This is a genomic window from Azospirillum sp. B510 (genome assembly GCF_000010725.1).
In the GTDB taxonomy this organism is placed as follows: Bacteria; Pseudomonadota; Alphaproteobacteria; order Azospirillales; family Azospirillaceae; genus Azospirillum; species Azospirillum lipoferum_B.
In genome coordinates this window covers 3,253,028-3,276,558 of record NC_013854.1, presented here as the reverse complement: position 1 = coordinate 3,276,558, position 23,531 = coordinate 3,253,028, and the positions used below count along the sequence as shown (strand labels likewise).

Below are 23,531 nucleotides of genomic sequence, written 5' to 3'. Positions count from 1 at the left end.
CTCGCGGACGGGCCGGTCAGTTGTGCGGCCCGTCCTGCTGCTCCTGGCTGGCGCGGATCAGATCGTCCGTCAGCACCAGCTTGGCGCGCAGGATGTTGTCGAACTCCAGCCGGGCGGCTCCCTGTTCGGTATCGATGCACACGAGGCCGTCCTCGACGCCCTTCAGCATGCCCTTGAAGCGCTTGCGGCCATCGATGGCCATGCGGCTTTCCAGCCGGGCTTCGAAGCCGGCGAAGCGCTCGAAATCCTTGAGCCGGGTCAGCGGCCGGTCGATGCCGGGCGAGCTGACCTCCAGCGTGTAGGCCTCGCGGATCGGGTCTTCCACATCGAGAAGGGCGGAGACGGAGCGGCTGATGTCGGCGCAATCCTCGACAGTCATGGGCGCGCCGTCGGCGCGCTCCGCCATGATCTGGAGAACCGCCCGCTGGCCGCCGGAGATCTGTACGCGCACGACCTCATAGCCCATGGCTTCGACCGACGGCGTGATGATCTGTTCGATGCGACCTGTAGCGTCCATTCCACCTGACCCAAAGCCTGCGGCCGGGATCGAACCGGACGAGGTTTCCACAACAGAAGGTTTAAGAAGCGCGTGCTTCCACACGCTCATAAAAAAATAAGTGGGCAAAAGCCCACCCGCAAAGCGTCTCGCCGGCCCGGTTGCCCGGGCCGCCGATCCGTATGGGTTCACAGAGGGTCAATATAGTCATTCCGCCCGATGCCGCAAGCCTTTTCGGAAACACGCCGTTCCTTTACAAGCGGAACTGGTGCCGGCGGTGTCGGAAAGGGGCTGGAATGATCCTGGAAGCGGCGATTCTAAACGTCAGGCCGGGCGAACGGGACGGGTTCGAACTGGCGATGGCCGAAGCCCGTCCGCTGATCGCGGCTTCACCCGGCTTCCGTGGCATGGAGGTCCGGCCCTGCCTGGAGGATGGCGGCCGTTACCTGCTGCTGGTGTGGTGGGAGCGCCTGGAGGACCATACCGAAGGATTTCGCGGCTCCGACCGCTATGCGGAGTGGAAGAGGCGGCTTCATCACTTCTACGACCCGTTCCCGCTGGTGGAGCATTTCGCCGCTCCGTTCGCCGCGATGCCGGATCCGCTGGAGAAGCCGCCGCGGCCGGTCACGCGCGGGGACGGCGGACGAAACGCATGAAGACCGGCTTGCGGCCGGCGGCGATCGCCTTTTCCTCGTAGCGGGTCGCCGGCCAGTCGTCGGGGCGGACACGCCAATCCGACGGGCGGCGGGCCGTCCATTCGAAATCGGGATGCTTCACCGTGTGTTCCAGCATCCAGCGCACCAGCCCCATGTCGTCGCTGGCCAGGCGCAGCTCCGCCCCGTCCTTCAGCACGCGGGCCAGCCGCGGCAGATTCTCCGGCCCGATGAAGCGGCGGTCGGCGTGGCGCTTCTTCGGCCAGGGATCGGCGAACAGCACGAAGGCGCGGCCGATGGAGGCGTCGGGCAGGGCGTCGAGCAGCGGCCGGGCGTCGTCGGGATGGACGCGCACGTTGCGCAAGGTCTCGTCCTCGACCATGCCGAGCAGGCCGGCGATCCCGTTGAGGAAGGGCTCGGCACCGATGACACCGACATCCGGATGGCGCCCCGCCTGCCAGGCGAGGTGATGGCCCATGCCGAAGCCGATCTCCAGCCAGACCTCGCGCTTGGGCGTGTCGAACAGGCCGGCGGGGTCCAGGCCGTCGCCGGGTTTCGGCATCGGGATCTGGAGCCGCGGCAGCAGATCCTCGATCAGGCTGGTCCGGCGCTTGCGCAGGGGACGGCCCTTGCGCCGGCCGAACAGCCGGTTTCCGGTTTCGGTCTGCGGAGCGTTGTCTGTCTGTTGGTCGGTTTTGCTGTCGGTCATGGCGGCTGATGCGGTTCGAAGAGCGGGGTCGGCACGAAACGGGCTTATACAAAAAGACAGCGGAGGCCGTTTCCAGCCTCCGCCGTCCCTTCGATGTCGGTGATGCGCCGGTTGGGGCGATCAGAAGGCGCCGCGCAGGGCCTCGACCAGATCGGTCTTCTCCCAGGAGAAGCCGCCGTCAACCTCCGGCTCGCGGCCGAAATGGCCGTAGGCGGCGGTGCGGGCGTAGATCGGCTTGTTCAGGCCGAGATGCGTGCGGATGCCGCGCGGGCTGAGGTCGACCAGCTGTTGCAGCACGTCGGACAGGCGGTCCTCGTCGACATTGCCGGTGCCGTGGGTGTCGACATAGACCGACAGCGGCTTCGACACGCCGATGGCGTAGGAGACCTGGATCGTGCACTTCTCCGCCAGCTCGGCCGCGACGACGTTCTTGGCGAGATAGCGGGCGGCATAGGCGGCGGAGCGGTCGACCTTCGTCGGATCCTTGCCGGAGAAGGCGCCGCCGCCGTGCGGAGCGGCACCGCCATAGGTGTCGACGATGATCTTGCGGCCGGTCAGGCCGGCGTCACCGTCCGGGCCGCCGATGACGAAACGGCCGGTCGGGTTGACGTAGAGATTCTTCGGCTCGCACATCCAGCCTTCGGGCAGGCAGTTGACGATGTGCGGCAGGACGATCTCGCGAACGGCCTCCTGGTCCAGCCCCTCGGCATGCTGGGTCGACAGCACGATGGCGGTGGCGCGGGTCGGGCGGCCGTCGATGTATTGCAGGGTGACCTGGCTCTTGGCGTCCGGGCCCAGCTGCGGCGCGGCGCCGGAATGGCGGGCCTCGGCCAGCGACTTCAGGATGGCGTGGCTGTAATAGATCGGGGCCGGCATCAGCGCCGGGGTCTCGCGGCAGGCGTAGCCGAACATGATGCCCTGGTCGCCGGCGCCCTCGTCCTTGTTGCCGGCGGCGTCGACACCGACGGCGATGTCGGCGGACTGGGAGTGGACGAAGCACTTGACGTCCATCTTCTCCCAATGGAAGCCGTCCTGCTCGTAACCGATGTCCTTCACCGCGGCGCGGGCGGCCGCGACCAGCTGGTCCGCCTTGATGCTGTCGGGGCCGCGCACCTCGCCGGCCAGGACGACCTGGTTGGTGGTCGCCAGCGTCTCGACGGCCACGCGGGCCTGCGGGTCGTGCGAAAGGTAAAGATCGACGATGGCGTCGGAAATGCGGTCGCAGACCTTGTCGGGATGACCTTCCGACACGGACTCGCTGGTGAAGACGTAGTTGAGCTTTGCCACGGGAAACCTCGGCATTCGGCGGCACGCTATTTCATGAGCCGAAACGGCAGACCGGTACAGCGGCCGCAGACACCGGTCCAACACCGGTTGTGGCAAGGAATCCAGCCGTGGTCAAGAAGACTACCGGCAGTAAGGCGATGGACCGATCATAGAACGGCTCCACACGAAGGGGTGGGCACGGCCGCGCCGCGCCTTCCCCGTTCGGTGGGTATACAGGCCGTGAAACGATCGGCGGAGGTTACTCGGCGGCTTCGGCCACGGCGGCGCTGGCGACCGCTTTCGTCAGCTCGAACAGCCGCTTGCGCACCGACGGGTCGTTGATCTTGTAATAGGCGCGGACCAGTTCGAGCGTCTCGCGCTTGGCCATCGGATCGGGCTCGTAGGTGTTGGCGGACCGCTCGTCGGACGCGCCCGCCTCGTCGTCATCCTCGACGCGGGCGGCGGCCGCTTCGGCCGGCATGTCGTCGAAGAAGAAGGAAACCGGCACGTCCAGAACGCGGCTGAGGTCGAACAGGCGGGACGCGCCGATGCGGTTGGCGCCGCGCTCGTACTTCTGCACCTGCTGGAAGGTCAGGCCGATGGCCTCGCCCAGCTTCTCCTGGCTCATGCCGAGAAGAGTGCGGCGAAGACGGACGCGGGAGCCGACATGGACGTCGATGGGATTCGGCTTTCCGGTCTTCGGACGGCCGGCACCCGCACGGCGCCCGCGCGGCGCCCCAGTTTCAGTCTGCATCTCGTTTATCCCTGTAGAGGTTGTGCAACCTAGTTACGACATATCCACGTATGCAGTCAAGCCCGGTTCGGTCAACCCGTTTACACGAACTTAACCTACATGGGGGGCCCGATTGCCCGTATTGCTGGGTTACCGGTGATATCGCGAGGACAAGGCCGTCAAAAAACAGCCAAGAAGCACTAAGCCGAAAATCCAGTCGCCCATACGGGCATAGGCTGTGACGCCGTCCGGCGCTTTCGGCAATGTGGTATCGATGAAACCTCGCTCTCCCAGTGAGAGCAAGTGTCGCACACGACCGTACGAGTCGACCACCCCGGATATTCCCGTATTCGCCACCCGGACCAGCGGCAGCCCTTCCTCGACCGCGCGGACCTGGTTGATGGCGAAATGCTGGTGCGGGCCGGCGGTGCGGCCGTACCAGGCGTCATTGGTCAGATTGAGGAGCCAGCGCGGGCGGTCGGCGCCATCGACCACGGCGCCGGGAAAGATGCTCTCGTAACAGATCAGCGGGCTGAAGGAGGGCAGTCCGGCCACATGGCTGTCCAGATGCAGGGTGCGCGGGCCGGTGCCGGGGGAGAATTCCGCCCCATTGCCGGCGATGGCGCCGACCGGCAGCCATTGCCGCAGCGGCATGTATTCGCCGAAGGGAACGAGGTGGAACTTGTCATAGTCGGCGACCACGGCGCCGCTGCCGTCCACCGCCACCATGCCATTGAAATAGCGGCGCTCGCCATCGGCACCCAACGTGGTCCGCGGCGCCCCGGTGATCAGCAGCCCGCCCGGCGGCGTGACCGAGGCCATCGCCTGGCGCACCCGCGCATCCTCCTCCACGAAGAAGGGGACGGCGGTTTCCGGCCAGATGATGAGGTTGGGCGGCGGGGCCGAAGGGTCCGAGGGCGGGGCGGCGGACAGGGCGAGATGGCTCTGGAAATTCTGCACCCGTTCGCTCGGCGCCCATTTCAGCCGCTGGTCGATCGCCGCCTGGACCAGCCGCAGCCGGATGCCCGGCACCGGCTCGTCGATCGCGCCGGCCAGCCGCCAGGCGCCCCAACCGCCCAGCAGCGCCAGCAACGCCAGACCGGCGGCGACGGCGGCCCGGGCGCGGCGCGGCGTTGTGTCGCGGTCGGGCAAGGTGGCGGGCAGGGCGGCCACCAGCACGGTCAGCAGGGTCAGCCCATAGATGCCGACCAGCGAGGCGGTTTGCAGCACCGGCAGCACCCCGACCCAGCCATAGCCGGCCAGGTTCCACGGGAAACCGGTGAAGACATGGCCGCGCAGCCATTCCCACAGGCACCAGCAGGCCGCGAACAGCAGCGGCCGCGCCAGCCCGGCGCCGAAGCCGCGCCGGCGCAGCAGCTGGAAGGTCAGGGTGGCGCCACCGCTGAACATCGCCAGCAGGATCGGCAGCCCGACCGCCGACAGCGGCAGGGCCCACCAGAAACGCTCGATGTCAGTGAACAGCGCCGCGCTGATCCAATAGAGACCGAGAAGATGATGGCCGAAGCCGAAGAACCAGCCGACGGCGAAGGCGCCCCGCGTCGTCGCGACCCCCTGCAACAGCCAGAGCAGGCCGGGAAAGGCGATCAGCAGAACCGGCACGACATTGGCCGGCGGCAGCGCCAGGGTGGCAAGCCCGCCCAGCAACGCCGCGGCGGCCAGCCGGCGCCAGCCGGCCAGTGCGGCCAGCCGCGCGGAAACGCGGCCCAGCCGGGCCGGGACGGGCAGGGTGTCGGTGGCGGTCAAGGCGGAAACTCCGGCAGCGGCGGGGCGGGCGGCGCCATAGGTAATGTGGCCGGGCGGGAGCGCCAAGGCTGTTGTTGGGCTAGGCTGGGTTGTGAAAGTGGGGGCGTCGTGCCGCCCCCATCCCGTTACGCCGTCTCCGCCAACTCCGAACTGTTGGCCGGGACATTGTGGACGCGCAGGCGCTTCAGCCGGCGGGAGTCGGCATCGACGATCTCGAATTCCAGGCCCGAGGGATGGACCAGCCGTTCGCCCAGCCCGGGCACGCGCCCGGCGATGGAAACCACCAGGCCGCCCAGCGTGTCGATGTCCTCGCGCTCCTCCTCGGTCAGCACCGGGCCGACACGGTCCTCGAAATCCTCGATCGGCAGGCGGGCGTCGGCGATCAGGCTGCCGTCGGGACGTTCGAGCAGCCGCGGCGCTTCGGTCTCGTCATGCTCGTCCTCGATCTCGCCGACGATCTCCTCCACCAGATCCTCGATGGTGACGAGGCCGTCGATGCCGCCGAACTCGTCCACCACCAGGGCCATGTGCTGGCGGGTCTGGCGCATCTGGACCAGCAGATCGAGCACATGCATCGAGGGAGCGACGATCTTCGCCTCGCGGATGATGCCGGACAGGTCCGGGTTCCGGCTCAGACCCTCGGCGGAGACGGCCTGCTTCGCCAGCAGGGTCATGACGTCCTTGATGTGGATGATGCCGACGACGTCGTCCAGCGTCTCGCGGAACACCGGCAGGCGGGAATGGCCTTCCTCGGCGACGCGCTGGACCAGGGCGGGGAAGGGGGTGTCGATGTCGACGGCGATGATGTCGGCGCGCGGCACCATGACGTCGGCGACGGTGCGGTCGCGCAGCTTCAGGATGTTGGTCAGCAGCGCGCGCTCGCCGGTGCCCAGCGAATCCTCGCCGTCGGCGCTCGCGGCATCGTCCAGGCCGGCGATCAGCTCTTCGATCGTGCCGCGCAGGGAATTGTCCTCGCGGCCGCCCCACACGGTGCGGAGCCACCCCTTGAACAGGTGGCCCAGGGAATGGTCTTCGGCCCCGTTGTCATCACGGGGCGTGCGACTGTCGGATATCTCGCTCATCGGTCCGGCGGTTGGTGGTTGGCGGCATAGGGATCGGCGATGCCGAAGCTGGCGAGAAGCCGGGTTTCCAGCGCCTCCATCTCCTCGGCCTCGTCGTCCGTCTCGTGATCATACCCCAGCAGATGCAGAACACCATGCATCACAAGGTGGGTCAGGTGGTCTTCGAGGCTTTTCCCCTGTTCGGAGGCCTCGCGCACGACCGTCTCAAAGGCGAGGATGACGTCGCCCAGCATCACCGGCATGCCCTCTTCCGGCTCCGGCTCCTCCGCCTCGGTCAGGGCGAAGGACAGGACGTTGGTCGGCTTGTCCTTGCCGCGATAGTCGCGGTTCAGCTGATGGACCAGCGCGTCGTCGGCCAGCACGACCGACAGCTCGGCCGGGCCTTCCTCGTCGTCATAGGTGGCGGCGAGCGCCGCGAGCGCCGCGCGCTCGGCCAGCCATTCGGCATCCCCGGCCCAATCGCCGGCTTCACGTGAAACAGTGATATCGACGGCGGTCGTCATTCCGGTTCCCCAACAGTCGCACTGCTGTTGATTGTCGTTTCGGTATCGTAACTAGTGCGGCGGGCCTGCTTGCGCACCGCTTCGCGGGCGTCGGCCTGATCATAGGCGCGGATGATGCGGGCCACCATCGGGTGACGGACGACATCGGCGTCGGTGAAGCGGACGAAGCGCACGCCCTCCACCCCGCGCAGGATGTCCAGCGCGTCGCGCAGGCCCGAGCGGGTGCCCGTCGGCAGGTCGATCTGCGAGATGTCGCCGGTGACGACCATCCGCCCGCCCTCGCCGAGACGGGTGAGGAACATCTTCATCTGCATCGGCGTGGTGTTCTGCGCCTCGTCCAGGATGACGAAGGCGTTGCCAAGCGTCCGGCCGCGCATGAAGGCGAGCGGTGCGATCTCGATCTCGCCGGACTCCAGCCGCTTCTTCACCTGTTCCGCCGGCAGCATGTCATGCAGCGCGTCATAGAGCGGGCGCAGGTAGGGATCGACCTTCTCCTTCAGGTCGCCGGGCAGGAAGCCCAACCGCTCCCCGGCCTCGACCGCCGGGCGTGACAGCACGATGCGGTCGACCTGGCCGGTGGTCAGCAGAGCCACCGCCTGGGCCACCGCCAGATAGGTCTTGCCGGTGCCGGCGGGGCCGAGACCGAACACCAGTTCGCTCTCGGCGAGTGCTTGCAGATAAGCGGCCTGGGTGGGCGAGCGCGGGGTGATCGGGCCGCGCCGACGGGTGCGCAAGGCGATCTCGGCGCGGGCGACGGTCGCCGGCTGGCCGGCGGCGCGCGGCTGCTCCTCGCCACCCGCCGTGGCGGCGAAAGCGGGGGCGGCGAAAGCGGGGACCGCGGTCGCCATGCGGATGGCGCCGTCGACCTCGCCGCCATCGATGGTCTGGCCACGGGTCAGCCGCTGGTACAGGCCGTTGAGCGCCGTCTGCGCCGTCTCGGCGGCCTCGGGCGGGCCGGAGATGGTCAGGGTGTTGCCGCGGGAGATCAGCGAGACGCCGAGAAGGGATTCGATGCGGGCGAGGTGGCGGTCATGCTCCCCGTACAGCATCGGCAGAAGCCGGTTGTCATCGAATTGGACGTCGATGCGCCGTTCGGGCAGACCGTTCAAGCGCTTGCCTCCAGGGTTACGGCGGGCTGGAAGGGAGAGGCGGCGGGGGGCGCGCCGGTGGTGGTTTCCGTGGTCACCACGGTGCCGGCGAGGCTGTTGGGCAGGGCGGCGCCGATCCGCACCTCGACGATGCGGCCGAGCAGCCGCTCGTTCGCCTCGGCATGGACCGACTGCATCCAGGGGCTGCGGCCGAGCAGCTGGCCGCCGCGGCGGCCGACCCGGTCGAACAGCACCGGCACGCTGCGACCGACGAAGCCATGGTTGAAGGCGACCTGCTGGGCGTTCAGCAGTTGATGCAACGCCGCCAGCCGGGACTCCTTCACCTCGTCCGGAACCTGGGATCCCTCGACCGAGGCCGGGGTACCGGGACGCGGGCTGTATTTGAAGGAGTAGGCCTGGGCATAGCCGATGTCGGTGACCAGCTTCAGCGTCGCCGCGAAATCGGCGTCGCTCTCGCCGGGGAAGCCGACGATGAAGTCGCCGGACATCGCCAGATCGGGCTTGGCGTCGCGCAGCCGGTCGACCAGACGGCGGTAGTCGTCGGCGCTGTGCTTGCGGTTCATCGCCGCCAGGATGCGGTCGGAGCCCGCCTGTACCGGCAGATGCAGATAGGGCATCAGCTGCGGCACCTCGGCATGGGCGCGGATCAGGTCGTCGGCCATGTCGCGCGGGTGCGAGGTGGTGTAGCGGATGCGCTCCAGCCCGTCGATCTCCGCCAATTGCCGGATCAGCCGGCCGAGGCCCCAGGTGGCGCCGTCCGGCCCGTCGCCGTGCCAGGCGTTGACGTTCTGGCCCAGCAGGGTGATCTCGCGCGTGCCGCCGGCGACCAGCCGCTTCGCCTCGGCCAGGATCTGGCCGGCGGGGCGGGAGAATTCGGCGCCGCGGGTGTAGGGCACCACGCAGAAGGTGCAGAACTTGTCGCAGCCCTCCTGCACCGCCAGGAAGGCGGAGACGCCTTGGGACCCCGCTTCCTCCGGCAGGAGGTCGAACTTGGATTCGGCCGGGAAGTCGGTGTTCAGCACGCTGCCGGCGGCGCGGCTGGCCTTCGCCACCATCTCCGGCAGGGTATGGTAGGTCTGCGGGCCGAAGACCATGTCGACGAAGGGGGCGCGGGCGACGATCTCCTCGCCCTCCGCCTGGGCGACGCAGCCGGCGACCGCCAGGATCATCCGGCCGTCCTCGGCCTCCGCCTTGCGGTCCTTCATCTGGCGTAGCCGGCCCAGCTCGGAGAAGACCTTCTCGGCCGCCTTCTCGCGGATGTGGCAGGTGTTGAGGATCACCATGTCGGCGCCATCCGGCTCATCGACCGGTTGGTAGCCCAGCGGTGCCAGGACGTCCGCCATCCGGGCGGAGTCGTACACGTTCATCTGGCAGCCCCAGGTCTTGATGAACAGCTTCTTGGTCAACCCGCACCCTTCCGCATTCTTCCGCATTGAACAAAGACGAATAGCGCGCTCACGATGCTGCGTGGCGCGCGGCACGCCGTCGGTCCGGCGTCGCTCCTGGAAAGATGGTATCGCGTGTGGGGCGAATCGAGTCAATCCCGCTTCGCCCCACCCATGTTTGCAACCGGACGCTTTCCGCGATCCGAAATCGTCAGGCGGTCCCGGCCTGAAGACCGCCGCGCCGGAACCAGTCGGTCCGGCGCACGCGGTCGGTCCACAGCCGCTCCGCCGCCGTCCGGCCGAACAGGGAACCGAACGGGGCGGGGGGCTCGCCCGCCAGCACCGGCGTCGCGCCGAAGCCGGCATCCGTCATGTCCGCCGCTTCCGGCTTGCCGATCATGCCGGAGGCGCCGGCAAGCGCACCCTCGACCAGTTCCAAGGCCAGGAACCGGTTCATGTCGACCGGACCCGGCATCTCCATGCCCAGCGTCAGGGCGCGGGAGAAGCCGAACCGCTCGTAATAGGGGGCGTCGCCGACCAGGATCACCGACTGGTGGCCCAGCGCCACCGCCTTGTTCAGGCTCATCCGGATCAGCTTGCTGCCCAGCCCGCTGCCTTGCAGATGGGCGGCCACCGCGATGGGGCCGAGCAGGATCGACCGGGTGGTGCCGCCGACCAGGATCGGCCAGTAGCGGATGGTGCCCACCACCACCTCGCGCCCATGCTCGTCATGGTCGATGGCGACGAGGTTGAGGGCGGCGATGGCATCGACGCCGTCGCGCAGCTGGTAGGCGGTCTTGGCGAAACGGTCGGGACCGAAGGAGACGTCCAGCAGGGCTTCGATGGCGGCGGCGTGCTTGGGCTCTTCGACGGTGATGATCATGCGTTGGGCTCCCGGCGGGAAGAAGGTCTTCTCAGAAGTCTTCTGAGGGGCGGATCGCGCCGCCGCCGGAAGGGCCGGGGGGTGTCAGCTCCCCGTCGCGCCCTTGGCGTCCGCACGCGATCCAATGACGGCCGCAACCGCGATGCGCGGTGCGTGGCTCCGTCGTCGGATGCGAAGGGCGTGCGAACGAGACATGGACAAGGCTCATCGGCCGTTGCTGGGACTTGCGCATATATCATCGTCCCCCCCCCGTCGCAAGACCAGGAAGACCCTGATCCAATGCATGACTGTCTCCAGTTCGATGCGGGCTCAAGGCAGGCCCGGCGCGGTCATCGCGCGGCGGCGCCGCGGGATTGTCGGGCCCGGTTCTGGACAGTGCGGAGGGGGGGCTTTATTCTGAACGCCAGCGCCGCCCGGCCGCCCGGAACCGCATCTCCGGACCCTCAGCCGCCGGCCCGTCTTCGGCCGGTGCCGTTCGTCGGGCCGGTCATCGGATTTTCCGCCATGTACACCGCCGTCACCCGCGACATCCGCGTCACCGTCCAGCCCGTGTTCCTGGAGGACCAGTCGGCTCCGGCCGAGGGGCGCTTCGTCTGGGCCTATCACGTCCGCATCGAGAACGAGGGCAGGGAGACGGTGCAGCTGCGCACCCGCCATTGGCGCATCACCGATGCCATGGGCCGCGTGCAGGAGGTGCGTGGACCCGGCGTCGTCGGCGAACAGCCGGTGCTCGAACCGGGGGAGCATTTCGAATACACCAGCGGCACGCCGCTCGGCACGCCGTCGGGCATCATGGCCGGCAGCTATGGGATGGAAGGGGCGGACGGCCGCGCCTTCGACGTGACGATCCCCGCCTTCTCGCTCGACAGCCCGCATCAGCCGATGCGCCTGAACTGAACCGGCAAAGCCGGACGCGGGCAAATAATACAATAGAATTCGTGTGAATATTGGAAAGATTCAACAGGCGGCTTTGACAAGCCGCATGGCCGGCCCTACCTTGTCCTCGAGATTGAAGGCCATAGGAGGCGACCCTTCCGGGGGTTTCCGAAGGGTGTCAGGCGACGGAAACGGGATGGGCGTCATGCCTCCGTGTGGACGGAGGGTCCTGTCGTCTTGTCGGCCGTTCGGTTGATCCGCCGAGGCTCCGGTTCCGTACTGATGCCAGACACGATGGGCGTGTTGCGTGGCCCACGGCGGTTTCGCGCAGGGCGTTTCCCGGTAATGGAAAGGATGTTCCCGTGACGGCTACCAAGACCCCGGCCAAGCCCCCGGTTCTCGACAATGTGTTCCGCGGACCCGGCCTGTCGCGGCCGGATGCCACCGCCGATGCCGCCCGCCCGTCCCGCGCCGAGGCGGAGGAGGCCGTGCGCACCCTGATCCGCTGGGCCGGCGACGACCCGACGCGCGAGGGGCTGGTCGGCACGCCGGACCGCGTCGTCCGCTCCTATGATGAATTCTTCGCCGGCTATGGCATCGATCCGGTCGAAATCCTGTCGCGCACCTTCGAGGAGACCGACGGCTACGACGAGATGGTCGTGCTGCGCGACATCCGGGTCGAATCCTACTGCGAGCACCACATGGTGCCGATCATCGGCAAGGCCCATGTCGCCTATCTGCCGCGCCGCCGCGTTGTCGGCATCTCCAAGCTGGCCCGGCTGGTCGAGGCCTATGGCAAGCGCTTGCAGATCCAGGAGAAGATGACGGCGCAGATCGCCAACACCATCGACGAGGTGTTGCAGCCCGAGGGCGTGGCCGTGGTGATCGAGGCGCAGCACCAGTGCATGACCACCCGCGGCGTCCACAAGACCGGCGTGACCATGGTGACCAGCCGCATGCTGGGCGCCTTCCGCAGCGACCCGTCGACCCGCCGCGAATTCCTGACGATGATCGGCAACCCGTCCTCGCGCGGCGGGGAGTGAGCCTTCCCCCTTTCCCGGACTGCGGGAGAGGGCTTTACACCCCCGGTATCGCCTGCCAAGCTCCCGCCGCTTTTTCCAGTGAGCGGTGCGGAGCATGGCGGCGAAGGTGACACCGGCGGTCAACGCGGCGAAGGCGGCGGGTGTCGCCTTCCGGCTGATGGAATATGAATACGACCCGTCGGCCGACGCCATCGGCCTGCATGCGGCCGAATCGCTCGGGCTCGACCCGGCCATCGTCTACAAGACCCTGATCGTCCAGCTGGAGCCGAAGGCGCTGGCCTGCGCCGTCATCCCGGTCGCGGCCAAGTTGGACCTGAAGGCCATCGCCGCGGCGGCCAGGGCGAAGAAGGCCGATCTGGCCGACCCGGCGCTGGCGGAGAAGACCACCGGTTTCCTGGTCGGCGGCATCAGCCCGCTGGGCCAGAAGAAGGCGCTGCCGACCTTCATCGACGTGAGCGCCGAGGCGCTGCCGGAAATGGTGGTGAATGGCGGCCGGCGCGGTTTGCAGATCGTGCTGGCGCCAGCCGATCTGGCCAAGGCGACGAAGGCGGCGGTCTGCGCCATCGTCGCGCACTGACCGGACTGTCAGGTGCCGAAATAGGGTGCGGGCGCTGGTGGTGACCCCGGCAGGACTCGAACCTGCTGCCTCAAGTTTAGGAAACTCGCGCTCTATCCTGATGAGCTACGGGGCCACTTGCGCCGCACCTTAACGGTTTCGCCGGCAAGGTGAAAGGGGCTTTTGGCGGATGCGCCGCTTCACCCTCAGTCGGAATAGCGCTCCTCCAGCCAGGGGTCGGCGTGGTTGTTGTAGCCGCGGACCTCCCAATAGCCCTTGCGGTCGCCGGCCAGCAGCTCGATCCGCTTCACCCACTTGGCGCTCTTCCAGAAATACAGCTTGGGCAGCACGACGCGCACCGGGCCGCCATGGTCGCGGCTGATCGGCTGGCCCTCCCAGCTGGTGGCGAGCAGCACGCCGTCATCGTCGAAATCCGACAGGGCGACGTTGGTGGTGTAGCCGTCGAAGGAATGGAAGACGACGAAGCGCGCCTCCGGCTTCGGCCGGGCCAAGTCCAGCAGGCGGCGGGCGCTGATCCCCTCCCACCGGTTGTCGTAGCGTGACCAGGTGGTGACGCAATGGATGTCGGAGACGAAGCTCTCCTGCGGCTGGGCCTGGAAATCCGCCCAGCTCCAGGACAGCGGGTTCTCGACCAGCCCGTCGACCGAGAGCGTCCAGTTGGCGGTCGTCACCTTCGGCGTGATGCCGAGATCCAGCACCGGCCAGTCGGTGACCAGACGCTGGCCGGGCGGCAGCCGCTCGCGCGCCGGGTCGGCGGTCACCCCGGTGAGCGCGCGGCCGTCGCGCGCCCATTGCTCCTTGGTGGCGACCAGCTTGTCGCGGAGGCCGCCGTCCCGGCCGATCCCCTGATCCGGTTCCAACCCGGCCCGCCCGTCCGCTTCGGGCCCCTCAGCTTCGGGACCGTCCGCTTTGGAGGATGTGTCGCTCATGGTCCGTCCTTTTCCGTGTTTCCGGCTGTTCCGGCAGCTGTTCCGGCATGGGTCCCGCTTAAAAAAGGAACAGACAGTCGGGTTGGCAAGCGCAAGCCGGAGAACTAACTTCGCAAAACCGGGCATGGTTCAGCCACACTTGTGCGCCAGGGTGCCGGCCGAAGGCTTCGCCCGTTCCCGCCGATCCTGTTTCCCATCCCGCCCCCCGATCCCGTTCCCGAGACCACCCGAGTGAATTGCCGATGATCCGGTCCGCAACGCCCGCCGCAAACCCGGTCGCACGCGCCTGGCGTTTGTTCCTGTCCGGCGGCCTGGCCGTCCTGCTGCTGGCGGCTCTGCTCGCCTCCGGGACGGCGGGACCGGCCGCCGCCGCCGCCGCTCCCGCCGCCTCTCCGGCGCCGGCCGCCACCCCTGCCCCTGCCGCCGCCGGTCAGGCCGCCGCTCCGGTGGTGGTGGACGAGGCGACCGTGCAGCAGCTGGAGGCGCTGGTCGGCACGCTGGAGAACCAGGACGCCCGCGGCCAGCTGGTCACCCAGCTGCGCAACCTGATCACCGCCCAGCGCGGCCTCGCCCAGGCCAAGCAGGCGGAGGGGGAATCAGCGCTGCCGCAGACCATCGGCGCCCGCGCGCTGGCCTTCCTGGCGGCGCGGATGGACGTGGTCAGCCGCCAGCTCGTCCAGGTCGCCAATATCTTCTCCGACCTGCCGGGGGCGCTCTCCTGGGTGCAGCGGCAGGTTGAGGATGACATGGCGCGCGAACGCTGGGTCCAGATCGGCATCCAGCTGGCGCTGATCCTCGGCATCGGCGCGGTGGCCGCCCGCGGCATCGCCTGGCTGCTCGGCCGGCCGCGCCGGGCGCTGGCCGCCCGTCCGGTCGGTTCCCCCCTGCTGCGCATCCCGATGCTGCTGGGCCGGGCGCTGCTGGAACTGGCGCCGATCGTCGGCTTCATCGTCGTCGCCTACACCATCCTGTCGGTGAGCGAGCCGGCGCCGCGCGTGCGGCTGGCGGCGCTGGCGGCGGTGAACGCCACCGTCATCTTCCAGGCGCTGCTGATCCTGGTGCGCATGCTGTTCGCGCCCGACGCCCCCAACCTGCGGCTGGTCCACACCAGCGAGAACGGGGCGCGGCGCTGCTACATCTGGTCGCGCCGCCTGATCGCGGTGGCGGTCTACGGCTATTTCATGGCGGAGGGGGCCTATGTGCTGGGCCTGCCGCTCGGCGCCTATGGCGCGCTGCTGAAGCTGCTGGGGGTGGTGATCGCCGGCATGCTGATCGCGCTGATCCTACAGAACCGCGCTGGCGTCGCCGACTGGATGCGCGGCAACCCGCTGTCGGGCGACGGTGACCCGCTGGCGACCGCGCGGCGCGAGGCGGAGGGGCAGGGGGCCGTCCTGCGCAGCGCGCGGCGCCGATTCGCCGAGATCTGGCATGTGCTGGCCATCCTCTATGTCGTGGTCACGCTGGGCGTCTGGGTGCTGAACGTCTATGGCGGCTTCGAGTATCTCGCCCGCGGCACCGCGGTGACGATCGTCGCCGTCGTGGCGGCGCGTCTGCTGGTGACCGGGCTGAACCGGGCGCTGCGCCGCGGCCTGACCATGAACCGCGAGCTTGCCGGCAACCTGCCGCAGCTGCACATCCGCGCCTTCCACTATCTCCCCATCGTCCAGCGCATCGGCAAGGTCATCATCTGGCTGGTGGCGCTGGGTGCGGCGTTGAACGGCTGGGGCATCGACACGCTGGGGCTGGTCGAATCCGCCGCCGGACGCCGCGTCGTCGGCAGCGTGGTCTCCATCGGCCTGCTGCTGGCCGGCGCCGTCATCGCCTGGGAGGTGGTGAGCGCCCTGATCGAGCATCTGCTGCGCGCCACCGACCGGAACGGCACCCGCATCGAACGCAGCGCCCGCATGCGCACGCTGCTGCCGCTGCTGCGCAACGCCTTCCTGATCCTGCTGGTGACCATGGTGTCGCTGATCACCCTGTCGGAGCTGGGGGTGAACATCGCGCCGCTGCTGGCCGGTGCCGGCGTGGTCGGTCTGGCCATCGGTTTCGGGTCGCAGACGCTGGTCAAGGACATCATCACCGGCCTGTTCATCCTGTTCGAGGACACGGTTTCGGTCGGCGACATGGTGGATGTCGGCGGCGGCCATTCCGGCACGGTGGAGGCGATCTCCATCCGCTCCATCCGTCTGCGCGACGGGGCGGGCGCCGTCCATTCCGTGCCCTTCAGCGCCGTCACCACCGTGAAGAACATGAGCAAGGACTTCTCGGTCACCGCCTTCAACATCATGGTGTCCAACCGCGAGGATCCCGACCGCGTCATCGCCGTGCTGAAGGAGACGGGCGCCGAGGTGCAGGCCCAGCCGCAATTCGCCGCCGACATCCTGACCCCGCTGGAGGTGCTGGGCGTCGACAAGCTGTCCGACACCGGCATCATCGTCCTGGCCCAGTTCAAGACGCGGCCGACCCGCCAATGGGGCGTGACCCGCGAGTTCAACCGGCTGCTGAAGAAGAAGTTCGACGAGCTGGGCATTTCCATGCCGACCCAGTCGATGCAACTGGTCGTCGGCCAGAACCCGACCGACCGCGCGCTGGCGGAGGCGCTGAGCCAGGGGTCGTAAGGACGGGGGCTCCGGCATCGGGGCTTCGGGCACCGGACCGTACGGACAGGGAACCGCCCGGCCTCGCCGGGCGTTTCCCTTTGTCCGTCCGATGACCGGGAGCCCGCATCAGAATGCTCAGCGACGCCTTTTCCCGTTTCGCCCGCTGGATGGAACGCCAGTCCGGCCGGCCGGGCGCCTTCGTCACCGCCTTCGCGGTGGTGCTGGTCTGGGGCGTGACCGGACCGCTGTTCCACTTCTCCGACACCTGGCAGCTGGTGATCAACACCGGCACCACCATCGTCACCTTCCTGATGGTGTTCATCATCCAGAATGCCCAGAACCGCGACACCCAGGCCATCCATCTGAAGCTGGACGAGCTGATCCGCGCCACCCGTTCCGCCCGCAACGGCATGATCGACGTGGAGGACAGGCCGGAAACCGAACTGGCCAAGGTGAAGCGCGGCTTCGAGCGCCTCGCCAGCACGGCCGAATGCCTGGACCACCGCATCGACGAGAAGGTCGGGCGCGCGGTGGAGCGCGAAGTGGAGCGCGAGTTGGACGAGGAGCTGGACGAACGCGGGTTGGCGAAACCGGCGGATCGGCGCTGAGGGGAGCGGCGTTATCCGGCGGGAGCCGGCGGGCAGGGCGGGCGGCGCCAGGCGGTGAGCGCGTCGCCCAGCGCGCGGGCGAAGGTGGAGCGCTCCTCCGGCGACAGGAAGGAGCCGACCCCGACCGACCGGCCATGCGAACTCAGCGTGACCTGCCCGGGCGGACCACGCCGGTCATGCGCGGCGGGCTCGGTGTGGGTGATCCGCAGCCAATGGGGATGGAAGGACCAGCGGCGCTCCGGCGTCTTCCAATGGACCCGCTCGACCGTCAGCGCCGTTTCGGTCAGCCGCACCCGTTCATAGTGACGGGCGGAGCGATAGCTGACGCGGAAGGCCAGCCACAGCGCGAACACGTCCAGCCCGCAAAAGGGCACCACCGGCCAGGCGCCATGCGCGACGAAGATGCCGGCGACGATCAGGTTCATCAGCACGACCACCGCCATAACGACCCGGAAGCCGGAGCGGCCCAGGCTGCGGTGCGGGTGGAGGACGGCGTCGAAGAACACGCGCACCGACCCGCTGTCGCCGCGCTCGTTTCCGACCTCGGCTTTTCCGACCTCGGCGTTTCCACCATGGGCGTTTCCACCGTGGGCGTTCGCGGGGGTGGGACCGTCTCCGGGCTGGGGGCCACTGCTGTCGATGGGCATGGACGCCATCCTACCCCAGCGCCGCCCGGCAATAAACCGTGAGGACGGCGGGGTTATGCCGCCTTCGACACCATCGGCAGCACGCCGCCGTTCAGCACCCAGGCCATCGCGCCGTCCAGCTTGGCGAAATCGCCGGCAGGGCCGCCGTCCAGATCCTCGATCGGGTCGGGAACCTCGGCCTGGACGAAGATGCGCGCCTGATCGTCGACCCCGGCGGCGATCAACGTCTCCGCCATCACCGAAGCCCAGTGCCAGTCGGTCATCACCACCGCGCAGCGGATCTGGCCACAGCGCCTTGCCAGCTTCATCAGGCCGATGACGATCTCCGGCCGGAACTCGTCGACCTGGAAACGGTCGAATTCGACGAGGCCGCTCCATGGCGTGCCACGGGCGCCAAGGGTGGCGCATTGCAGCTCCACCTGACGGGCCACGGCGTCGCGCTGCTCCATCGACAGGGCGCCCTGCAACCGGACATGCAGTCCCCAGTCCTTTACTTCCACAAGATAAGACGCGGTCATATCGAAAACACCCTTATCCGATCCGAACGCCACGACCAGGATCATCCGTGGTTCAATTACAGGCATTCAAACGGTGTCTTGGCAGTGAGCAAATCATACGCCACTGCGGAATGGGTGGGAAAGCGGTATTCCTGCGACCAATTCTGTTGTATTGCCGTCACTTATTCCAAATTTTGTCGCAATTTGCGACGCAACGCCGCAGTTTGCCCGGAAACTCCGGGAGCTGGCGGGTCATGTTACGATCCTGCCGTCTTCGCGCGCCCGGCCTCTGGCGCAGGCTGGGCCGTTGCGGTTATGGTGACCGTCATGAAGCCCGCCGCCGTCCAGGAATTCTTCCGCCGTCTGTCCGCCGCCAATCCGGAGCCCCGGAGCGAGCTGGAATACGTCAATCCTTATACGCTGCTGGTCGCCGTGGTGCTGTCGGCCCAGGCGACCGATGTCGGGGTGAACAAGGCCACCGGCCCGCTGTTCCAGATCGTCACCACGCCCCGGCAGATGGTGGCGCTGGGCGAGGAGGGGCTGCGCCGGTACATCAAGACCATCGGCCTGTTCAACACCAAGGCCAAGAACGTCATCCGCCTGTCGGAACTGCTGATCGAGCGCCATGGCGGCGAGGTGCCGCGCGACCGCGAGGCGCTGGAGCAGCTTCCCGGCGTCGGCCGCAAGACCGCCAATGTCGTCCTGAACGTCGCCTTCGGGGAGGAGACCATCGCGGTCGACACCCACATCTTCCGCGTCGGCAACCGCACCGGGCTGGCCCCCGGCAAGACGCCGGACGCGGTGGAGGCGAAGCTGTTGAAGACGGTGCCGAAGCTCTACCGCCGCCACGCCCACCATTGGCTGATCCTGCACGGCCGCTATGTCTGCAAGGCGCGCAAGCCGGATTGCCCGGTCTGCCCGGTGGCCGATCTCTGCGGCTTCAAGGACAAGATCATCGCCTGAGCGGCGGCTGGGCCTGAGCGGTGGCCGGGGACCCTTGGTCCTTCCGGGAATGCGGACGCCCGGCATGGCGGGAGCCAGCCGGGCGTTCGCTTGCGTTCCTTACCGGCGGGGAGCGCCGGCCGGAAGCGCCGGTCAGACGGTCTCGGCCGCCGGGACCTGGGCCACCGCGGCCGGGGCGGCCGCCGGAGCCTGAACGGCGGCGGGCTTGCTGCCATACAGCTGGATGTCGCCGATCAACTGGCCGCCGGCCTCGACCGCCAGTTCGCCGAAGCGGATCGAACCGGTGATCTTGCCGCCGGACCGCACGGTCAGGCGGCCGCGGACGGCGATGTCGCCTTCGAAGCGGCCGGCGATGTCGGCCTCCTCGATGTCGACCGAGCCCTTGAACAGGCCGGTTTCGGCGATCTCGACCAGACGGCCCTCGCGCAGCTTGGCCTCGACCGTGCCTTCGACGACCAGCACGTCGCAGGAGCCGATCTCGCCGGCCAGGGAGATGTCGCGGCCCACGGTCAGGCGGCGCTGTTCCGGAACCGGCGGGGAAACCGGGGCCTGGACCGGCGCCTGGGCCGCTGCCTGGCCGAGGGGGGCCGCCGGGGTGGCGACGGGGATCGACGGCTGGCGCGGGGCGGAGCCCGGCATGTCGACGACCCGGCGTGGCACGTCGGTCTTGAAACCGGCGCCGGGCATGGCCGGCGCGGCCGGGGGCTTGGGAATGCTGTTCATGTCGGGTCCCTTCGAGGCGGAAGGCGTGTCGGGATAGGCCGGAGAGACGTGCTCGGCCAGGGCATGGGCCATGCTGGGGGCGGCCGCTCCGGCCGCGACGGCGGAGGCCGGGGCCGCCGGCCCCCCCGGGACGGGGGCGTTGAGCGAGGCGAGCGGCGACGAGACGGCGCCGGCGTCGCCGGGGGTCTGCGGACGGATGGCCGGCTGCGGCGGGGCGGGGCTGTCGGCCTTGGGCGCGGCGGGCGGTGTCTTGCGTCCGAACAGCATGAGCGGTTCCCCCAATCTGGACATACGGGTGGCGGGATGGCCTGGAAGTCGAGAGGCCCGGTGCCGGAAGCGCGCCGCCGGGCAGGCGACGGCGGTCGGCCGTGCCGCCTAGCGGCGTATCACGGTCGTCCGGCCCGCCGCAAGGGGCGCCGACATGGACTGTAGGACATGAACCATGAAGGCGCTGGCGACGACCGGGACCAGCAAATTGACGAAGGGGATGGTGGAAAGAAAGGCGATGACGACGCCGGCCAAAAAAGGTTTCAGCGGTCTGGCCTGCCGCATCGCCCGCGCCATGGCGCGGTCCATCCGCCGATGGGCGACCATCTCGAAATATTCCCGTCCCAGCAGATAGCCGTTGACGGTGTAGAAGATGATCAGGTTCAGGCCGGGGGCGAACAGGTAGACCGGCAGCGCCAGCAGGTTGACCGCCAGCACCAGCAGCAGGAAGCGCAGCGCCGTCGCCAGCTCCTCCAGCCAGCCGGCCCGGCGCGGGGCGGGCAGGAAGGGATAATGCCGCGCCTCCACCCGTTCCAGCACCTCGTCCAGGAAGAAGCTCGACACCGTGCCGACGGTGGCCGGGAACAGCAGCCAGGCGAGCACCAGCACCCCCAGCCCGCCCATCACGTCGATGGTGGCGTCGACCCAGCCATAGCCGGTCAGCGGCGTCACCGACAGCGCCCACCACGCGCCGCCGGCCAGCAGGGCATAGGCGAGCAGCGAGACGAACACCCCGATCCACACCACCCGGCGCACGCGCGGGTCGGACAGCTGGGTGAAGGCAAGCACGAGGGCGCGGATCATCGGCGGTCCGTGAGGCGGTGGAGGGAAGGGGGAACGGCCGCCCGCATATCTACGGTGGCCGGGCGCCGGGTTCCAGTCCCGGCCGCGGTAATTCACCTCTCCGGTCACCGCACCCTCGGGCCCCGCGCTTGTGGTGTCGGCGGCGGCGCGTATACTCGCGCCGCACTTTCGCCTTCCCCGTTCGACCCGTCAGGAGAGCCCATGGCCCCGTCCACACATGATGCCGCCTACGACGTCACCGGCATCGGCAACGCCATCGTGGACGTGATCGCCCACGCCGACGACGCCTTCCTCGCCGCCAACACCATCGAAAAGGGGGCGATGACGCTGATCGACGCCGCCCGCGCGGAGGAGCTGTATGGCCGGATGGGGCCGGGCGTCGAGGTTTCCGGCGGTTCGGCCGGGAACACCATGGCCGGCATCGCCATGCTGGGCGGCCGCGGCGCCTATATCGGCAAGGTCGCCAGGGACCAGCTGGGCGACGTGTTCCGCCACGACATCCGGGCATCGGGCGTCGCCTTCGACAGCGCGCCCCTGGTGGGCGGGGCGCCGACCGCCCGCTGCCTGATCCTGGTCACGCCGGACGCCCAGCGTTCAATGAACACCTATCTCGGCGCCTGCGTCGAGCTGGGTCCGGAGGACATCGACGAGGCGCTGATCGCCGGGTCGCAGGTGACCTATCTCGAAGGCTACCTGTGGGATCCGCCCCGCGCCAAGGCGGCCTTCCGCAAGGCGGCCGAGATCGCGCATGCCGCCGGCCGCAAGGTGTCGCTGTCGCTGTCCGACAGCTTCTGCGTCCACCGCCACCATGCCGAGTTCGTCGATCTGGTGGAACGCCATGTCGACATCCTGTTCGCCAACGAGCATGAGATTGGCGCCCTCTATGGCACCGACCGCTTCGAGGACGCGCTGGCGGCGGTGAAGCGGCTGGGCAAGACGGCGGCGCTGACCCGCAGCGAGAAGGGTGCCGTCATCGTGTCGGCCGGCGAGGTGGTCGAGGTGGTGGCGGAGCCGGTGGAGCGGGTGGTCGACACCACCGGCGCCGGCGACCTCTATGCCGCCGGCTTCCTGTTCGGCCACACCCGCGGCCTGTCCCCGGCGGTCTGCGGCCGTCTGGGCGCCGTCGCCGCGGCGGAGATCATCAGCCATGTCGGCGCCCGGCCCGAGGTGAACCTGCGCGAGCTGGTCGCCGCCAAGGGAATCGCCTAAGCGCAATTTGCGTATCAGATCGCGAGGAGATTGCCGGCCGCATCGCATTTTGCAACTGCGGCCGGTCCGGCTGCTCAATTCAATTGATCGTCCACCACCGGCCGTTCCGGCACCGTGATCCTGGCGCACAGCAGCGCCATCGCCGTGCCGCTGTCGGGGGCGGCGACCGCCCAGCGCTCGGGCCGGTCCGGCCGTGGCACGCTCAGCAGCCACAGCTTGTCCTTCTCGCCGAAGCGTTCATTCATCAGCGTGTATTCCCGCGGACCCTGGCGGCGCAGATCGTTCAGCCGGGTTTGAAGCTCCGCCGCCTGGGCGTTGCGCACCGAGATGGCCTCCTCCGTCTGGCGCAGCTCGATCTCGTTCCGGCGCAGGTCGCGCCGCAGCGATTCGGTGGTCAGGATCAGCTCGGTCTGCCCGTGCTGGAGCTGGCATCGGCGGCGCTGGACGGCGGCGATCCGGTTGCCGATCCGCACCACCGATACGGTGATCCAGCTGAGGCAGGCCATCAGGATCACCATCTCCAGCACGAGCAGCAAGGGCGTCTGCGTGCTCATCATCCCCTCCCCCTCCGTTCCGGCACGTTCCTTGCTGAGTGCCTTCCGCCCGTGATGCAGCAACGGGCGTGCCACAAGGGCGGGCGCAGGGCATAGAGGGAACGGCGTGGCGATGGAGGTGGTGCGGACGATCCTCGACTCGGCGGTGCCGCTGGTGGCGGCGCTGGCGGTGCTGTGCCATCTGTGCTGGGTCGGCATCCGGCGGAGCTGGGAGCGGGTGTCCGGGCTGGACCGGCTGCGCCAGTCGGTGCTGCCGCTGAAGGAACGTAAGCTTGCGGAAACCGAGGCGCTGGCCGACCTCGCCTTCCGGCTGGAGCGGGCGAAGGTCCGCCTGTCCGCCGCCGAACAGCGGATCAGCCATCTTCAGCGCCAGATCGACACGCTGGACAAGGAGCCGCCGGTTTTCCTGCACATCCTCGGCACCCCTGGCGGCAACCGCCGCGGTTTCCGGGCGGAGGCGCAGTTCGACACCAACGCCGCCGCCGTCGCCCGCGCCGCCGGAAAGCCGGTGAACCCGGCATGGCGGTACGGCAACCTGATGGTGGTGCATGCGCTGGACCTGTCCACCGCGAGGCGGGAGGCCGAGCATGTCTTTCCGCACAAGGGCGGCTACAAGGTCTTCTTCCACGCCCCGGTGTCCTGAGGACCATC

At 68.7% G+C, this 23,531-nt stretch carries 25 protein-coding genes and 1 tRNA gene; 9 read left to right on the top strand and 17 right to left on the bottom strand.

Translation table 11 applies throughout. The annotated features are described in order from the left end of the window. Positions 1–16: 16 nt before the first annotated feature. Positions 17–517 carry a ribosome maturation factor RimP gene (gene rimP, locus AZL_RS15255; protein ID WP_012975397.1) on the bottom strand — a complete coding sequence of 167 codons (501 nt, stop codon included), beginning with the start codon at positions 515–517 and terminating at the stop codon, positions 17–19. 275 nt (positions 518–792) lie between these two features. Here rimP and AZL_RS15250 point away from each other — a divergent pair, with 275 nt between their 5' ends. Then, positions 793–1,152 (top strand): antibiotic biosynthesis monooxygenase family protein, encoded by a 360-nt coding sequence (locus tag AZL_RS15250; RefSeq protein ID WP_012975396.1) that lies wholly within the window; start codon positions 793–795, stop codon positions 1,150–1,152. On the opposite strand, the gene AZL_RS15245 is transcribed toward AZL_RS15250, so the two are convergent. From AZL_RS15245 to AZL_RS15205, 9 genes are all read right to left on the bottom strand, one after another. Further along, a complete protein-coding gene (locus AZL_RS15245; protein ID WP_012975395.1) occupies positions 1,121–1,858 on the bottom strand; it encodes a tRNA (guanine(46)-N(7))-methyltransferase TrmB in 738 nt (245 codons plus the stop codon). The two genes, AZL_RS15250 and AZL_RS15245, sit on opposite strands and share 32 nt — an antisense overlap. Before the next feature lie 120 nt (positions 1,859–1,978). Further along, complete coding sequence (gene metK / locus AZL_RS15240; protein WP_371304222.1) at positions 1,979–3,160, bottom strand: methionine adenosyltransferase; 1,182 nt, start codon at positions 3,158–3,160, stop codon at positions 1,979–1,981. Positions 3,161–3,383: 223 nt separating this feature from the next. Beyond that, a complete protein-coding gene (locus AZL_RS15235; RefSeq protein WP_012975393.1) occupies positions 3,384–3,878 on the bottom strand; it encodes a helix-turn-helix domain-containing protein in 495 nt (164 codons plus the stop codon). A 129-nt stretch (positions 3,879–4,007) separates the two neighbouring features. Then, a complete protein-coding gene (gene lnt / locus AZL_RS15230; protein WP_012975392.1) occupies positions 4,008–5,621 on the bottom strand; it encodes an apolipoprotein N-acyltransferase in 1,614 nt (537 codons plus the stop codon). 125 nt (positions 5,622–5,746) lie between these two features. Beyond that, positions 5,747–6,703 (bottom strand): hemolysin family protein, encoded by a 957-nt coding sequence (locus AZL_RS15225; protein ID WP_012975391.1) that lies wholly within the window; start codon positions 6,701–6,703, stop codon positions 5,747–5,749. Beyond that, positions 6,700–7,206 (bottom strand): rRNA maturation RNase YbeY, encoded by a 507-nt coding sequence (gene ybeY / locus AZL_RS15220; protein ID WP_012975390.1) that lies wholly within the window; start codon positions 7,204–7,206, stop codon positions 6,700–6,702. The genes AZL_RS15225 and ybeY overlap by 4 nt, the downstream gene beginning before the upstream one ends. Continuing rightward, positions 7,203–8,315 (bottom strand): PhoH family protein, encoded by a 1,113-nt coding sequence (locus tag AZL_RS15215; RefSeq protein WP_052293680.1) that lies wholly within the window; start codon positions 8,313–8,315, stop codon positions 7,203–7,205. Before AZL_RS15215 ends, ybeY begins: the two co-directional genes overlap by 4 nt. Beyond that, complete coding sequence (gene miaB, locus AZL_RS15210; RefSeq protein ID WP_086935376.1) at positions 8,312–9,721, bottom strand: tRNA (N6-isopentenyl adenosine(37)-C2)-methylthiotransferase MiaB; 1,410 nt, start codon at positions 9,719–9,721, stop codon at positions 8,312–8,314. Before miaB ends, AZL_RS15215 begins: the two co-directional genes overlap by 4 nt. A 190-nt stretch (positions 9,722–9,911) precedes the next feature. Continuing rightward, positions 9,912–10,583, bottom strand: coding sequence for a GNAT family N-acetyltransferase (locus AZL_RS15205; RefSeq protein WP_012975387.1), 672 nt, complete (start codon positions 10,581–10,583; stop codon positions 9,912–9,914). A 504-nt stretch (positions 10,584–11,087) separates the two neighbouring features. On the opposite strand from AZL_RS15205, the gene apaG reads away from it, so the two are divergent. From apaG to ybaK, 3 genes are all read left to right on the top strand, one after another. Then, on the top strand, positions 11,088–11,480 hold the full coding sequence (gene apaG / locus AZL_RS15200; RefSeq protein WP_012975386.1) for a Co2+/Mg2+ efflux protein ApaG: 393 nt from the start codon (positions 11,088–11,090) through the stop codon (positions 11,478–11,480). A 386-nt stretch (positions 11,481–11,866) separates the two neighbouring features. Next, positions 11,867–12,502 (top strand): GTP cyclohydrolase I FolE, encoded by a 636-nt coding sequence (gene folE / locus AZL_RS15195; protein ID WP_012975385.1) that lies wholly within the window; start codon positions 11,867–11,869, stop codon positions 12,500–12,502. Between the two features lie 94 nt (positions 12,503–12,596). Next, positions 12,597–13,079: a Cys-tRNA(Pro) deacylase gene (gene ybaK, locus AZL_RS15190; protein WP_173380484.1), complete on the top strand. Its 483-nt coding sequence runs from the start codon at positions 12,597–12,599 to the stop codon at positions 13,077–13,079. Positions 13,080–13,117: 38 nt separating this feature from the next. Here ybaK and AZL_RS15185 read toward each other — a convergent pair. After that, positions 13,118–13,194, bottom strand: a tRNA-Arg gene (locus AZL_RS15185). A 70-nt stretch (positions 13,195–13,264) separates the two neighbouring features. Beyond that, on the bottom strand, positions 13,265–14,008 hold the full coding sequence (locus AZL_RS15180) for a sulfite oxidase-like oxidoreductase (RefSeq protein WP_247894232.1): 744 nt from the start codon (positions 14,006–14,008) through the stop codon (positions 13,265–13,267). Between the two features lie 242 nt (positions 14,009–14,250). On the opposite strand from AZL_RS15180, the gene AZL_RS15175 reads away from it, so the two are divergent. Then, positions 14,251–16,626, top strand: a complete 2,376-nt coding sequence (locus AZL_RS15175; protein WP_012975382.1) for a mechanosensitive ion channel domain-containing protein — start codon at positions 14,251–14,253, stop codon at positions 16,624–16,626. A 113-nt stretch (positions 16,627–16,739) separates the two neighbouring features. Then, positions 16,740–17,216 (top strand): low affinity iron permease family protein, encoded by a 477-nt coding sequence (locus tag AZL_RS15170; protein ID WP_012975381.1) that lies wholly within the window; start codon positions 16,740–16,742, stop codon positions 17,214–17,216. 11 nt (positions 17,217–17,227) lie between these two features. Here AZL_RS15170 and AZL_RS15165 read toward each other — a convergent pair whose 3' ends face one another. Continuing rightward, positions 17,228–17,863: a DUF2244 domain-containing protein gene (locus tag AZL_RS15165; RefSeq protein ID WP_086935375.1), complete on the bottom strand. Its 636-nt coding sequence runs from the start codon at positions 17,861–17,863 to the stop codon at positions 17,228–17,230. 53 nt (positions 17,864–17,916) lie between these two features. Then, on the bottom strand, positions 17,917–18,381 hold the full coding sequence (locus tag AZL_RS15160) for a hypothetical protein (RefSeq protein WP_148219341.1): 465 nt from the start codon (positions 18,379–18,381) through the stop codon (positions 17,917–17,919). A 306-nt stretch (positions 18,382–18,687) separates the two neighbouring features. On the opposite strand from AZL_RS15160, the gene nth reads away from it, so the two are divergent. Next, complete coding sequence (nth, locus tag AZL_RS15155) at positions 18,688–19,323, top strand: endonuclease III (protein WP_042443920.1); 636 nt, start codon at positions 18,688–18,690, stop codon at positions 19,321–19,323. Between the two features lie 132 nt (positions 19,324–19,455). Here the strand turns inward: nth and AZL_RS15150 are convergent, their stop codons facing one another. Both AZL_RS15150 and AZL_RS15145 read right to left on the bottom strand, forming a co-directional pair. Continuing rightward, positions 19,456–20,313 (bottom strand): bactofilin family protein, encoded by an 858-nt coding sequence (locus AZL_RS15150; protein ID WP_042443287.1) that lies wholly within the window; start codon positions 20,311–20,313, stop codon positions 19,456–19,458. A 108-nt stretch (positions 20,314–20,421) separates the two neighbouring features. Then, positions 20,422–21,117 (bottom strand): EI24 domain-containing protein, encoded by a 696-nt coding sequence (locus AZL_RS15145; RefSeq protein ID WP_012975376.1) that lies wholly within the window; start codon positions 21,115–21,117, stop codon positions 20,422–20,424. A 201-nt stretch (positions 21,118–21,318) separates the two neighbouring features. Between AZL_RS15145 and AZL_RS15140 the strand changes: the two genes are divergently transcribed. Further along, positions 21,319–22,326: an adenosine kinase gene (locus AZL_RS15140; protein ID WP_012975375.1), complete on the top strand. Its 1,008-nt coding sequence runs from the start codon at positions 21,319–21,321 to the stop codon at positions 22,324–22,326. A gap of 74 nt (positions 22,327–22,400) precedes the next feature. Here the strand turns inward: AZL_RS15140 and AZL_RS15135 are convergent, their stop codons facing one another. Beyond that, the gene (locus AZL_RS15135) at positions 22,401–22,883 is read right to left on the bottom strand and encodes a hypothetical protein (RefSeq protein ID WP_247894231.1); all 483 of its coding nucleotides are present in this window, start codon (positions 22,881–22,883) and stop codon (positions 22,401–22,403) included. 109 nt (positions 22,884–22,992) lie between these two features. On the opposite strand from AZL_RS15135, the gene AZL_RS15130 reads away from it, so the two are divergent. After that, positions 22,993–23,523, top strand: a complete 531-nt coding sequence (locus tag AZL_RS15130) for a hypothetical protein (protein WP_042443285.1) — start codon at positions 22,993–22,995, stop codon at positions 23,521–23,523. Positions 23,524–23,531: the final 8 nt, after the last annotated feature.